Raw genomic sequence first — 14,244 nt, 5'->3', positions numbered from 1 at the left:
GCGCTTTATCTCTCCCTGCATGGAAGTGATGATGAACTGGGATGTACTTTCACCTTCATGAACAAAGTACTGACTCTGCCAGTCACGGCATCTGCTGATTTATTCCAGTTGGCGGAATGTGTGTCACCTTTGTTGTATCGCCAGGTGCCCAGCACCTGGCGTTTTTGTATCTCCCGCCACATTTTTCTTGTGAACTGGCTACGCTGTTTACCCATAAACAACATTATCCAGTGACTTTCCGGTAAAAAACACCAGTATGGCCAGTCGGGTATTTCCTGGCCTTTCATTAACCGGACTTTTTCAATTCCGGCAACAGCCTCCGGATAACACTTACAAAAAGTACCAGCGATCCCAACAGGGTTAAACATAAAATTATTAATGGATATCCCCAATACTGACTCTACAGCTCATCATTATTGCCAAAAATAAATATTGAGACTATAGCCAGCACAAATGGAACAATTAAAATTATTGGGAAAAAAAATATATCAATATAATCAGGAAAACATACCGCAACTACAACTAAAATACCGACAAGAACCCACCCAATGATATTAATAATTAAGACTTCTTTAATTACACTTCTCACCCTTCTGGCTAACAAAAAAATAAAATCCTTCATTTATCTCCTCCTGGATAAACCTGATTTTAAGTTGTCATAAACCCGTTCCATTTCTCCCGAGTCATGGATGCCCATTGCATTTTGACGAAAACACATCACGCCAAAAATCGAAAAAAAACCACCAGGCAGAGAATTGCATATGAGCATATCCAGAGATGTATTTACAAAAATACCGGCACCCTCAACCAGTTTAAATATAAAGAATTCATAGACACTCGCTGATTTATGCTATCGGCCTTTAGGCATAGGATAAATAATGGCGCAGACAATTAACGGCACGCCAATCAATATTGGAAGAAATAAAATATCAAAACAACTAGGGAAAAAAGTCAGTACAATAGATAAAAGACCAAGAACAAATATAACTGACAACATACGTGAAGCAACATCTTGAAAAATCGTGACAACCACCCATCGAATAAATGCTTTCACTTTATCATCCCTTTGAAAAATCGTACTGCATCTTCTTCATTAGCAAAGGCGTAATCACCCTGATATATTGCAGATGGAAGGTACTTATCAAAAAGAAAGAAAAACATTTCCAGATGATTGATATACAATAAATGATAGAGTTTTGGGTTACACAATTTTAGTCTTTCTGTAGTACCGGTAGCCTGAGTAACCTTACCATAATTAGAAACAAAACTAATTATAGTCCCTCCACTCCGGGACAATACAGTTTTTACGGACTTACTCAGGCTTGCCGAACCAGCAATATAGGTCGCAGCTGTGTACGCCAGAATGCCTTCTGTAACCATATCTGTTGCCAAACGAGCAGCGCCCTTCGCGGCCATCTTCTGTAACCTGGCTGTAACAGGATATATGGACTCTCCGATCAGATTTTCAAGAATCTCCTCTTTTTCGTCGGGATCCTGAAGTCGCCGTAAAACCTCTTCGATTTTCCCATCATCAAGTTCAAGGTTTTGGCACAATGAAGATGAATAATTCTTACAGTCGGCCATATACCAGATTATCTTCGCCAGTATTCTGAGCTGCATTTTATCATCATATCGTTGAAGAACGTAAACAATACACAAATACAACATATCAAGAATAGCATCAGTACGTTTTATTAACTCAGCGATGCATATCATCATTCTTTGATCATAATAACGTAGTCCACTACAGGTTTCATTATCTCCCAGAAACAAGCAGACTCCTCTTCCTGCCAGGCGCCCTGCTCCATCCCCCACTGACGCAAGCGTATCCATAACATTTTCACTGAATCGTTCACTGAAAGCACCCACGCCTTTCTCCAGTGACAGGGCCATAGATTGGTTACGTAGTTCCTGTTGAAGGTATGCTTTTACATACAACGAATTGTTCGTTCTCGTCAGATAGCCCATTTTTCACTCCTGATATAAAATGGTTAAAATACCCGCTCGCTCCACAGGCTGTATGCACTGGTTCCGGCTACGCAATGTTCCTGAGTGATACTCTCATAAGTGAACGATACCGATTCTTCCGGTTGCCCACCGCTGTCAGTAATGGAATGAGGAACACTGCTGCGTATACTTGCTATCCTTGCATTGATAAGTTTTACCCGATAATACAATTCGTTAATCCCAAACCGGTTAGTACGATAATATTCAAAATCACAGGTCAGACATTCATTTTCGTTAATAGCTTTGCTCAGCAGCGGTGAAGATTTATCCACCGGCTTGGTAATATTCAGTGACTGATGATTGACGTTCTGCGCCCGGCTTAAACCATGTTTGAGGCTGGTTACCATAATCTGATCCAGATGTGCAAGCTGCGCCTTATTTCCGATAGACGCCAGCGACGAACACCCCGCCGAAATCAGCCCCTGTAACTGCCCGTTTAATGTCATATAAACAAGATTTGCCATAATAATGCTCCTTTATTTTTCTGGTTCACCATCTGCCGTTTCTTGAGAGTGGTTCTGTGATAACAACAACCACCGGTTTAATACGCCATCCAGCCTTTCGTTGATCTGTTTTTCCAGTATCCCAGTATTTTTCCCGGCAGACTGCGCCTGCTGGTACTGCGTCAGCAGATATTCCAGCGGTATCTCCTGGTTCAGCGTGCGCTCGGCCTGATAAACAATGGTTTTGATATAAGAGAGCGTGAGTCCTTCTTTCGCCTGCTCACGCTGTAGCAGCAGTTCAGCGAACTTTCGTAAATCGGTTCGCGTCTGCTGCCAGCCCACCATCTGCGGACTGTTTGCCGCCCGGTCTTTCAGGGCGGTACTCCACTTCACTGTGGCCTGCTGCTGTTGCAGGCTTTCCGGCCAACGGCTGTCTGCCATCCGGGCCATTCGCTGACCGGCTTCCAGCGCCTGCAACGGCGAAGCACCTGTCAGTAGCTGTAGGCGCTGCGGGTAGTCGCTCAGTTGTGGCGATGCCAGCCAGACCGTTGCCGCCCCCAGTGCCGTATCACGTGCCGCCGCCACCTGCTGTTGCAGTGGATACACCTGCCACCACCAGACGACAGCCATGACGAGCACACTACAGAATACCCCGGCGATAAAGCCTTTCACGGTGTTTCCCGATTTCACTGAAGCTGGGGGCAGCGGCAGAGTTGTCACCCCGTGAACCACCACCTTCACCTCCGGCAATTCCGGCAGCGGAGGCTCCGGAAGTAGCGGAGTTGCCGGACTTTCCGGCATATACATCAGTGTCCGGACTGTTGTTTTTGCAGCCGTATCCGCCGTAGGCATTTTTGACGGCGGTTCACACCGTTTGCGCGTGTTCTGCACAAAATAAAGCAGGTTTTCCACACGGGGGACGCGTTTCAGTTCCACCTGCTGGAGCTTGTCGCATATCATCTGCAGGGCGCGTTCAGCCCGGTACAGCAGTGGCAGGTCGGCTTCGGAAAAAGACAGTTGCTGGCGCAGAATATTGCCGGTCCGGGTGTTAAACCAGTCCAACATTTCGGTCCGCGCCACTCCGCCCTGCGGCCAGAATTTATCCCATTCGCGACTTATCAGCGCCGCCAGCAGCTCCACGCCCTCGCAGAATCCCGCCAGCCCCTGCGTGCGTGCGCGAGCCAGCGTGTAGTAGCTGGCAGTGTGCAAATCCACACCGTTGGACTTAAAAATGGTCAGCGCCAACGACTCCACCAGCATCCAGTTCATCTCCGGCTGCGCCGGATGACTGGCCTTGTTGATTTCTTCACGCATGGCGCTGAATTCCGGCAGGCCCCGGGGATCCTGGCCGGTGATAATCGTCTGAATATCCGTACTCATCGTAATATCCTCATCAGTACAGCGTATCCGGCAGCCGGAACCGGCTGAACAGCCCGCCAGCAAACGGGTTGTCCTGCGTATCGCTGTGGATACGGTAGGTCATGGTGCCGCCGTCCACGTTGAAGCGGGCGGTAAAGGTACCGTCCTGCACGCTGGTCAGTTGTCCTGCGCCAAACAGGCGGAACTGCGCCCACGGGCCACTGAAAGCGATGCTGCGCGGCGACGTGTTACCGCCGGCACCCACCAGCGTCAGTTTGCTCTCATTGCCTTCACGCATGTTGTTCGGCCACACCAGATGCACCGTGTAGTTGCGCCCCTGGGCGTAATCCACCAGTTGCCCGTCAAGATTCAGCACGCTGCGCCGCTTGTTGCCCGACAGGGCCACGGTTTCCACCGCATACTGCGCCCCCAGTCCGTTCTGCGGACTGAAGAAGATGTCGCGGATTTTCTGCGCGGTATCCAGCTGATTAAGGACATCTTCGCGGATCACCACATTGTCCCCCCCGTTCAGCCCCTGACTGTTTTCCACGAACAGCTTCAGATGCTGCTGGTAGAACGCGTCCAGCACGCCGCCCGGCTTAAAGAAGCGTTCAAACGCATCCAGCGAAGCGTCCTCTTTCGACTGGGGATTAAACGGATATTTATCAGCCAGTTGGGAGTTAAAGGTCTTCACCACGTTGTCGCGCCAGTCCAGCTCCATATAGTGAACCGCTTCGATCATCACCACGTGCCAGGCCTGATCTGCCAGCTTGGTCACCCAGCGGTTAAGCGGTGCGGGCAGGGTTTTCGCCATCTGCCGGGTGACGAAAACCGGGTCGCTGCTGTTCTGATCCAGCCGGAGCTGTACGGCCTTCAGGGCCGATTTCCCCGGTACGGGCGCATTCTGTATCGCCAGCAGATAGCGGTGCAGATCGGTCAGTTGCTGGTAAACCGCCTGTAAGGTACTGCCTTTATCCTTCTGCTCTTCCAGGACGCTGATTTCCGGTGCAAACTCATGCCCTACCCGGTTCAGCAGCTGCCACTCCGGTTCACTCTGCGCCTGCGCGCGTTCTTTATCGTCCAGTTTTTCAGACAGGACAGGAGGACGGGTATTGTCGCGCAGCGCCGTCAGTATGCGCTGAAGGGGCTGATCGCCGCTGATAATCTGCTCCAGCACGCCAGTCAGCGCCGTCAGCGAGTCATAGTCGCGGATATTCAGGTTATCCATACCCGCCCGCCAGGTGGCGGTATAGTCACTGATATACTGTTCAGTAAGCTGGCGCTGGATCTCCGTCCGGTCAGCCTCGCTGTAAGTCACATTGTGCGTTAGCGCTAGCACCCAGGAATCCATTGCCGTCAGTTTCACCAGTTCATCGCGCTGCTTCACAAAATAACGTTGCAGGCCATAGCGGGTGAGAAACTGCGGAATAACCAGCTTATTGTCGTCAGCCGCGATAAACGCCAGATCAAACGTCGGTCCGGTCTGGTCACGCAGGCTGAGATCGGCGGGTAGCACCCCCAACGCCCGCGTTTTCAGACTCTGGTACACCCGCTGGTAAACCGGCAGCTTACTCAGCTCTTTCTGCGCGGCAGCAACGGTTTTATCGTAAGGTGTCCACAGGCTGACGGCATCGGCGTCACCCTGCTGGCGCTGCGCGTGCCAGTCGGTGTGCGCCAGCGCGTAGTCAAGATGGGACATCAGTTGCGCCTGAATATCACGCTTCCCGTGGAACTGCTCGCTCCAGCGTTTTGCCATAAACTGTTTCACCACCGCATCATTCCGTCCGCTCCTGTCTTCCAGCATCCGGATGACACGCAGTGCGGCGAGCTTCTCTTCCGACTCCGGCGGCGCGCTGTTCATCTGTTTCACCAGCCCGTTCAGTAACGCCGGGAGGTAACGCTGCTCCAGCAATTTAAGGTAGGTCTGCTCCACATACGGCCCGACCCGCGCGCCCTGATAGAGTCCCATATCCGCCAGCCAGCTTCTGTCGCCCCAGTCGCCATAGGCCAGCGTGGCGTCGCGCACCGGGTTCAGCAACGGCAGTTGCAGGTAACCGCTTTCATCCGTTCCCTGCGGCGGCGGCACGTCCATAAAAGATTTCGCCTGCGCCAGCACCGTCTGCCCTGCACGGTAATTTTCGTTATACCCGTGATGCCAGCCCCAAATAAGCAGTCCCCCCACCACCGCGCCGCATCCGACAAAGAGATTCATCCGGCGACGGGAACGGGCCAGCCACAGGCGATTCTCCCCAGCTAGATTCGGCTCGGCCAGCAACACCTCCGGAAACAGCGTGCGGGTGAAGTACGGCGTGGTGTCCACCAGCGGCCAGGTCGACAGAGAGCCATGCTCCAGCCCGTACTGACGGGCGGCGGACTGGGTAAAGATGTCATCCATCTGGCCGCGTTGCAGCGAAGAAGTCAGGTATACGCCACGCAGGCAGATATCCTGATGCTCTCCATCCAGTAACGCCTCCAGCAGGTGGGTAATGCTCTCCCCTGCGCCCTGCATCTGGCGACAGAAACTGAATGCCGCACTGCGCGCCGCCGGGCTGACCTGGGCGAGCATCTGATCCGCCAGCGCCCGGTTCATCTGCTGCCCCCATGTCTGCCAGAAGGCATCCAGCTCACTGTGCCAGGCATTGCTTTCATGGGCGTTGCGGGTAAAAGTGACACCCAGGATACTGTCGCGCTCGTTCCAGTCCAGGGCACGGAACCACGCGGCAAACCCGGTCAATAAATCCAGCCTGGTCAGCACGATATAGACCGGCAGACGGGCATGCAGCGACTGGCGGATCTCCTGCAACTGGCCGCGCAATGTCTGTATCAGTTGCTCGTGACGGCGTTTGTCTGCGGTCAATAAATCCAGCAGATCCAGCGTCAGGATCAGACCGTTAAGGGGCTGGCGCGTGCGCTTTTGCAGCAGCCACCCCAGCCAGTGTTCACGTAGGCGACGGTGTAGCAGGTTGCCGTCATCCGGATCCGCCAGTGCGCCATCGGCATCGAAAATCACCGCCTGTCTGCCGACATACGGCGTGATATATATCTGCTGGTCGATTCCCCGACTGGCGTCCGGCGTATAGATCACATCCGCTGGAAAGCCTTCGCGCAGAAGCGTTGTTTTACCGCTACCCGCTGGCCCCGTGACCAGATACCACGGCAATTGCCACAGGTAGCGTCGGTTGTCCAGATGCCGTTGCAGGCGCAACAGCCAGTGGTCCAGGCAGCGCTGCTGAAAATTAACGGCAACAGAAAGCGGATCCTGATCTTCCTGCCGCTGCTTCTTTTGCTGCCTCTCGATCAGTTGCAGGCGCATCACCACACTGACGGTCAGCCAGATAAGGGCCAGCAGCACCCAGACAGCGGTTGCCAGCCAGCGATTCGCCAGCGGTTTCAGCCAGTATGTCTCGTAAAACTGCCATGCAGGGCCTTTCCACCAGACCCATACCAGCAACATCACCCACGCCAGCGCCAGCAGCCAGATCACAGAGACCTTAAATTTAGGCATTGCGGGTCTGAGCATAGAAGCCATCCCACTGAAAATACGGGGGGTCGGTATTCTGAACACAAAACGCTCCTGTTTTATTAACTCGTCATTTCCGTCGCGAGTTTCGTTTCCAGTTGTTCCAGCAAGGCCGGCTCCCAGTCAGACAACATCACGTGCAACCCTGCATTAAGCAGCATCTGGTAGTGGTGTCGAGCAAGCTGCGTCATGCCGGAGGCTTCCAGCAACTGTGCCGTCAGATACTGGCGGTAATACTGCGCGCGCGGCGTGTTGCCAGGCTGCCGTTCAGCCAGCGCCAGCGCCGCCTCCAGCCCCTGCTCCTGCCAGCACTGCCAGACCTGCTGCGTCATATCATCCATGGCAACCACAACGGCAGCAGGTTTCTGCGGTTCATCTGCCAGCCACTGCCGGGTGACATCGCTGACAAACGGCGAACGGTCGTTAAACAGCAGGGAGCCAAGCGAAGGCAGACGCGCCACAAAACGGCGAACCTCATCACGCACCGCCTGCGCCACGTCGTCGTGGCCGAGCTGCTGCGCTATCTGCGCCGAAAGGTGATGGCCGTCCAGCCAGTAGGGCGCCAGCAGCAGACTCTGCTCCACCTGCTGCCAGAGCGTCATATCCGCACGGGCAAGACGAGCCTGGTAGTCGGAAACCATATCGGCAGAGACCGCCGCCAGCGGAGTACGCCCGTCGCTCTCCGCCTGCGGGACGGAGGTAATGTTCTGCCACAGACCATGACGGCGCAGGCGATATCCCTGCGGCGATGCAGGCTGGCGTTCGCAAAGAATAGCCGCCACCTTCAGCAACGTGTCGCGCCAGGTTTTATCATCATGGCTGTCGATACTCACCACCGGCGCTGCCGTCGTCATCGGGGATGTGGCCGGAATGGCTGCCAGTGCGGCAGTCGATACTGCGGGCGGTACTGGCGCAGGTAAACTGTCACGAAACGCTCTCTGGTACTGAGCAAACAGGTCATCAGCGGCAGACACCAGTTCCGGCACCCCGGACGCTTGCCAGCACTGCGCCAGCCTGGCCAGTTCCCCCAGCAGAGCATCACGCAGCTCCGGGGTGGATGCGGCAGCAAAACCGGCGATACCGGGTTCAAAACGTTTCAGGATCTGGTCGGCAAAGCGCTTTTTATTCGCCGCATTCTGCGGCCAGGCAAGGGTCCAGTAGCGCGTGACGTACTGTGTCAGCATCCTGAGCGCAAGCAGATGATCGCCCGCGTGTTGCAGTGTTCGCAGCAGGTGCGACACCAGGCGAAAATCCTTACTCTCCGAGGCCAGAAGCTCCAGCCCCTGCCGCTGGAGTTCCGCAACATCAAGCTGCGCATGGCTCAGCGACCCCAGTCTGACAATTTCACCGTCGATATATTCCCACTTTGGATTTTCATCGCTGAGCTTGCTGGCCAGTTTCTCTTCCGGCAGACCTTCCTGCAAATTCGACAGCCAGACGTCCGGGTTGTGTATATCCATATTTATTCCCCCGCCCAGTGGCAGGCTTCACGCAACGGCGCGATAGTCTGCGCCAGTCCGTCAATGTTAAAGGTCAGCGTTCCGACAGCACTTCCGGTCCCGGTATCGAGCGTCAGCGCTTTTGCGCCAAAAAGCTGTTTAATCTCATCAATCCCTGCCAGCCCCCGGCTGGCTTCCAGCAGAAAGCCGTTCTCACGCACAAACCAGCGAGAACGGAACGCCCCGTTTTCCGTTTTCAGCGTGACCGGAATATCGCTTTCCTGCCGGGAAGCGGTGAGCGCCACCTGCATCCGGGTGATGTTATCCACACAACTGAAAACCAGCACAGGACGCGGAGGCAGACTGCCGATGGCAGGTGTGGTGATAATCACCGTCTGACGTTCTCCCTCTGTACGGGTAAGCAGCAGCCCGGTGGTGTTATCCTGGCGTTGTTTCTCTTGATCAAAAGCCCGTCTGCGCGCCTCGCCGTCATAACGCGCTTTTACCAGCGCCCCGGCAAAACCGGCGTCGGGTTGTGGCGACAGAATGTTGTCGTAGCAGTCCAGACGTTCCAGGGCAGCAGGCTCTTTCCGGCAGACATTCATGGCATCAAGCGTCACCTGTTCATCCCCGGCATATACCGGAGATATCATCAGCAACAGCGGCAGCAGCCAGCGGGCGGAAAGTCTCATACCACGCCTTCTTCCTCTGTCACCGCATCCTCAACGTCTGCGGTAAACGCGCAGTCCTGCACATCAAGCGAGATACGGGCAATAGCTGTGTTCGCCGCCATTTTCTGCAACAGCAGCAGCGAGAGCGGCGGCAGCATGTCACCGTCGATAACCGATTCCAGCATTCGCGCCCCATTTTCGGCGCGGGTAACGCGCTGCATAATTTCATCGGTAACATTCGGCGTAATCACCACCTCCGCGCCAAAGCGGGCACGCAGGACATTATCCAGACGAGCGAGTTTTCCGGCGATAATGGTGGTCAGTGTTTCCCTTGAGAGCGGCAGGTATGGCACCACCTCCATTCGAGCCAACAAGGCCGGTTTAAAGAAATCCGCCAGCACCGGATACAGTGCATCGTGCATCGCCTCCGGGTTGTCTGCCTGTTCCACAATCACCTGATAACCGAGGTTGGAGGTCAGGAAGAAAACAATGTTTTTGCAGTCAATAACCCGCCCTTCACCGTCGGCCATTTCCCCCTTGTCGAACGCCTGGTAGAACAGGTTGAGCACGTCAGGATGCGCCTTTTCCACTTCATCGAGCAGCACCACGGAATACGGTTTCTGGCGAATCGCTTCGGTCAGCACGCCCCCTTCACCGTAGCCGACATAGCCCGGCGGCGAACCAATCAGGCGCGAAACGGTGTGTTTCTCCTGGAATTCACTCATGTTGATGGTGGTGAGATACTGACGACCGCCGTAGAGCAGGTCTGCCAGCTGCAGCACGGTTTCGGTTTTACCCACACCGCTGGGACCGGCCAGCAGAAACGCGCCGAGCGGACGCCCCGGACGACGGAGATCGGCCCGCGCCGTCAGCAGGTGTTTATGCAGGTGCTTAATTGCCAGGTCCTGGCCTTTAATCGTCTCACCCAGCCACTGTGGCAGGTCAGTGATGACCGACATTTCATTCTGCGACAGGCGGTTAAGCGGCACGCCGGTCCATTCAGCAATCACCGCCGCAATCTGCTTTTTGTCCACATGGGGGGATACCAGCAACTGCGTATGGTGCAAAACCTCCAGCTCAGCGCTCAGGGAGGCCAGGCGTTCAGCCGCTGCGGTTTTATCTTCCGGTACGGTATCCGCCTGCGACGGCGAATCATCATTTCCCGCATCGTCCTCATCCTGCACATCTGCTTCCGTCAGCAATGCCTGACGCAGGACGATAATCTCCTGCACCAGCATCTGCTGCTGATGCCACGCGGCATCCAGCGCCTGAAGCTCTGCCTGCGCCGCTTCATACTGTGTGTAAGCCTCGTCCCGTCGCCCACCGTCCGTGCGCAGGCCAATCCGCATTTCCCGCTCAAGCTGGCGGATTTCCGCTTCACACTGCTGGCATTGTGTGGTCAGCGCCGAAATCTGCTTCGGCGGTGAGGAAAGATTAATCGCCACGCGGGCGCAGGCCGTATCCAGCACGTCAATGGCCTTGTCAGGCAACTGACGCCCGGAGAGGTAGCGCTCGCTCAATGTCGCCGCCGCCTGTAGCGCGTCATCGTCAATCAGCACGCCGTGCGCCTGCTCATACACAGCCGCCAGACCGCGCAGAATAATGGTCGCTTCAGCGGCGTTCGGCTCGCTCACTTTAACCAACTGGAAACGACGCGACAGCGCGGCGTCTTTTTCGAAATACTTTTTATACTCACTCCAGGTGGTGGCGGCGATGGTTTTCAGCTCGCCGCGCGCCAGCGACGGTTTCAGCAGGTTGGAAATATCCAGTCCGCCCTGCTGGTTGCCCGCGCCAATCAGCGTGTGCGCCTCGTCGATAAACAGAATGACGGACTTTGGTGACTGAATGACTTCCGCCATTAATCCTTTGAAGCGTTTTTCAAACTCCCCTTTAACGGAAGCCCCCGCCTGCAGTGCACCGAGATCCAAGGTCATAATGTCGGTATTTTTCAGCTTATCCGGCACCTGACCGGCAATGATGCGCAGCGCCAGCCCTTCAATCAGCGCGCTCTTACCGACACCGGCTTCGCCGACCACCACCGGGTTGTTCTTACGACGACGGCAGAGAATGTCGATCATCAGGTCGATTTCGTTGTCCCGGCACAACACCGGATCGAGCCGTCCCAGGCGGGCATCTTCGGTCATGTTTTTTGCATAGCGCCCCAGCAGACTGTCATCTGTATGGGCTGCGGCAGGCACAGATTTATCCGCATTTTGCATGACCGATTCCGCCGACTCCCGCGTCCAGTCGGCAAAATCCTGCTGTAGCCGGTCACGGTTAATGCCGGTCAGCAAACGGGCGGCGGCGGGCGGCACATAGCGCGATACCGAATGCAACAACGCCAGCAGCAGAATACCGCCACGCAGCTCGCTGGACTGCATTTCTGCCGAGGCCAGCAGCCAGCCGTCGCGCAGCCATTCAACTAGCAGCGGTGAAAAGACCGGATAACTGTCTGTGTGTCGCATGGTGGAAAAGTGTTCCACGGTCAGCGCCTGCCCCAGTTCTTCTGTACCAATCCCGGCTTTACCAATAATGACGCGCAGGTCGCTGCGGCGAATAGCCAGCATCTGCAACAATACATGGCTGACGGTGATTTCGGTGGCCTGCTGGCTCACACAGGCCGTCGCGGCCATTTCCAGCGCCTGACGCGAGAATGGGTTCAGCCGTTTTACCAACGTAGAGAGTTCAATCTGAATCATACGGTGTCCTTACCTGGCAAGCAGCCGATTTAACTGGTGGAGAATGTCCTGAGTCTGGCCGTCGAGGCGCAGCAGATAAAGCAGATACACCAGGGCGAGTACAACTATGCCGCCCAGCAGAAGGTGTCTGACGGTCAGGCGTTTTATCAACCGGTAGCGTCCATCCTGCGCTTCCTTATTCTGGTGGAGTAGTGGAAACGGCGCGTCGCCACGCAGTGGGTGCAGTACGTGATGCAGGCGACGGTATATCTGTTCAAACTCATCCTGTCCCTGCTGCGCCACTTTGTAGCGTCCGCGAAAGCCTAGCGAGAAGCAGAGGTATAAAAACTCCAGCAGATCCTGATAACGCTTTGGCTCTCGCATCAGGCGCTCCAGCAGGATGAACACCTTCTCACCACCCCAGGCTTCATTGTGGAAATGGACCAGCAATGATTGTTTAATCCATTCGTTTTTATTCGACCAGCCGTTGCCGAGCGCAGCTTCATCGATAAACGTACAAAGAACATAGCGAAATGACACAATCACGCCTGGTTCATAGCCCTGCTCCTGCAACAATTGCTCCACTGCCTGCACATCCGTCACCACCTGCGCGAACAGGTGTTCCGGCATACTCTGGCTGTTCATACCCGACAGACGCATCACCATCCCCAGCAACGGCGTGGCGGCGTCAATCATCGGATTCAGGCTATTGCCACGCAGTGTCAGACGGTACTGGCGACCGGAGTCCGGTTCTGACGGAAGCACGAATTCGCTCATCGTCTTATCCTCTTATCGCCCACAGCTGCATATCCAGCTCCGGAAAAGTCCCGGAAATATGCATCGCCAGCGCCCCGGCGTTCACCACGTCCTGCCAGGCAGAAGTGCCTTTTTCCAGTTCAAAGTAGACATAGCCGTCATGGTACGGTAACTGGCGGGGGGCAGCCGGAAGCGCGCGCAGCGGAATACCCGGCACCTGCACGCTGACCATATTGCGGATTTTATCAGTGGCGGCGATTTTCGACTGCTGGGTAAATTGAAGAATAAGCTGGGCATGCGGCATCCGGGCGCGAACCGCCAGCACAAAGACACCGGACTGTAGCAGCGCCGGATCGTTAACCGTCGCCAGGTAAACACCCTCGGTAAAGATCAGCGGCAGGTTCTGTGCGCGGGGTTGCAGCACAATGTTAAGCGCCCGGCGAAGCTCCGGGATCACCGTTTTAAAGGACTGCGTTAAATCGCGATGGTCATAAGACTCGACAGCGCAGGGGAGACGGCTGTTTTCGGTGAACGTCATCAGTTCGCCCAGCAGGCTGACCAGATCCAGATAAAAAATTTCCGGATGCAGGGTATGCAGGCGTGCCCGGTGCGAGAAGAGCATTTGCCAGCGGTTGAGCATCTGCAGCATCATAAACTCGGCCACGTCCGCGATCCCGCTCTGCTCCGGCGAACCAATCCTTTTCGCCAGATCGGCGGCGCGGGTGGCGATCAACCCCTGTACATCCCCAACAAATCGGTTCAGTACCGGACTGACACGCAGCGTCTGGCAGGTGGGTATAAACTCCTCGTCAAGCACCAGCGCGCCACCCGGCTGATGGCTGCGGATGCGGCACAGCGGCAGGACCACCAGCGCACTGAGATCTTCCGCGCCGCTGACAATTTTCGGCACTAACTGGCCCAGCGTCAGCGACTGCATATCACCGTCATCACTGTGGACGTCACGCACATCGTTCCGGGTTTCGCTGTAGCGCTCCGAACTCTGGCCCGCGCTGCGGATCCCCTGTACTTCGCTGACGTTATGGGTGGCCACCGGCAGCGCCAGATAAATATCGTAGCTTGCCGGCGTGGTGAGTTCCCGTGGCTGATACGGCAACGGCAGCAGATCCTGTTCGGGAATGCGGAACACGGTGCCATCCGGCAGACATCCCGTCGCCCGGTCGAGCATCACCTTGCCCTGCGCCAGCAGTTCAGTGTTCAGCGACAGCTCCGTGAATCCCCAGGCAAAATCACCCAGCGCATCCAGCCGCTCGCGCAGCATCGCATCGTTATGGCGCTGCTGCTGCTGAAAGTGCTGAGGCAGCGCAAACATCCCTTCCTGCCAGAGCACCCGGTTTTTCATTGTGGCCATCG

At 55.5% G+C, this 14,244-nt stretch carries 11 protein-coding genes; 1 reads left to right on the top strand and 10 read right to left on the bottom strand.

What is annotated here, in order from left to right; translation table 11 throughout:
- Nucleotides 1–400: 400 nt before the first annotated feature.
- Nucleotides 401–622 (bottom strand): hypothetical protein, encoded by a 222-nt coding sequence (locus tag V6944_RS09825; protein WP_333498816.1) that lies wholly within the window; start codon nucleotides 620–622, stop codon nucleotides 401–403.
- A gap of 256 nt (nucleotides 623–878) precedes the next feature.
- On the opposite strand from V6944_RS09825, the gene V6944_RS09820 reads away from it, so the two are divergent.
- Entirely contained in the window at nucleotides 879–1,016 is a 138-nt protein-coding gene (locus V6944_RS09820; protein ID WP_333498815.1) for a hypothetical protein, read from the top strand.
- 34 nt (nucleotides 1,017–1,050) lie between these two features.
- Here V6944_RS09820 and V6944_RS09815 read toward each other — a convergent pair whose 3' ends face one another.
- Genes V6944_RS09815 through tssK form a run of 9 tightly spaced genes read right to left on the bottom strand, consistent with a single transcriptional unit; the run spans nucleotide 1,051 to nucleotide 14,242 of the window.
- Nucleotides 1,051–1,968 carry a hypothetical protein gene (locus V6944_RS09815; protein WP_333498814.1) on the bottom strand — a complete coding sequence of 306 codons (918 nt, stop codon included), beginning with the start codon at nucleotides 1,966–1,968 and terminating at the stop codon, nucleotides 1,051–1,053.
- A gap of 23 nt (nucleotides 1,969–1,991) precedes the next feature.
- A complete protein-coding gene (locus tag V6944_RS09810) occupies nucleotides 1,992–2,471 on the bottom strand; it encodes an Hcp family type VI secretion system effector (protein WP_333498813.1) in 480 nt (159 codons plus the stop codon).
- 12 nt (nucleotides 2,472–2,483) lie between these two features.
- On the bottom strand, nucleotides 2,484–3,830 hold the full coding sequence (locus V6944_RS09805; RefSeq protein WP_333498812.1) for a VasL domain-containing protein: 1,347 nt from the start codon (nucleotides 3,828–3,830) through the stop codon (nucleotides 2,484–2,486).
- Nucleotides 3,831–3,843: 13 nt separating this feature from the next.
- Nucleotides 3,844–7,374 (bottom strand): type VI secretion system membrane subunit TssM, encoded by a 3,531-nt coding sequence (gene tssM, locus V6944_RS09800; RefSeq protein ID WP_333498811.1) that lies wholly within the window; start codon nucleotides 7,372–7,374, stop codon nucleotides 3,844–3,846.
- Nucleotides 7,375–7,391: 17 nt separating this feature from the next.
- The gene (gene tssA / locus V6944_RS09795; RefSeq protein ID WP_333498868.1) at nucleotides 7,392–8,795 is read right to left on the bottom strand and encodes a type VI secretion system protein TssA; all 1,404 of its coding nucleotides are present in this window, start codon (nucleotides 8,793–8,795) and stop codon (nucleotides 7,392–7,394) included.
- Nucleotides 8,792–9,421 carry a type VI secretion system-associated protein VasI gene (gene vasI, locus V6944_RS09790; protein WP_333498867.1) on the bottom strand — a complete coding sequence of 210 codons (630 nt, stop codon included), beginning with the start codon at nucleotides 9,419–9,421 and terminating at the stop codon, nucleotides 8,792–8,794. The genes tssA and vasI overlap by 4 nt, the downstream gene beginning before the upstream one ends.
- 35 nt (nucleotides 9,422–9,456) lie before the next feature.
- Nucleotides 9,457–12,138 (bottom strand): type VI secretion system ATPase TssH, encoded by a 2,682-nt coding sequence (tssH, locus tag V6944_RS09785; RefSeq protein ID WP_333498810.1) that lies wholly within the window; start codon nucleotides 12,136–12,138, stop codon nucleotides 9,457–9,459.
- Nucleotides 12,139–12,147: 9 nt separating this feature from the next.
- Nucleotides 12,148–12,894, bottom strand: a complete 747-nt coding sequence (icmH, locus tag V6944_RS09780; protein WP_333498809.1) for a type IVB secretion system protein IcmH/DotU — start codon at nucleotides 12,892–12,894, stop codon at nucleotides 12,148–12,150.
- A gap of 4 nt (nucleotides 12,895–12,898) precedes the next feature.
- Nucleotides 12,899–14,242 (bottom strand): type VI secretion system baseplate subunit TssK, encoded by a 1,344-nt coding sequence (tssK, locus tag V6944_RS09775; protein ID WP_333498808.1) that lies wholly within the window; start codon nucleotides 14,240–14,242, stop codon nucleotides 12,899–12,901.
- Nucleotides 14,243–14,244 lie beyond the last annotated feature (2 nt).

The sequence above is a fragment of the Kluyvera sp. CHPC 1.2972 genome (assembly GCF_036759925.1).
In the GTDB taxonomy this organism is placed as follows: domain Bacteria; phylum Pseudomonadota; class Gammaproteobacteria; order Enterobacterales; family Enterobacteriaceae; genus Kluyvera.
Note: the sequence above shows the minus strand (reverse complement) of the source record. Positions and strands in the feature narration are given on the sequence as shown.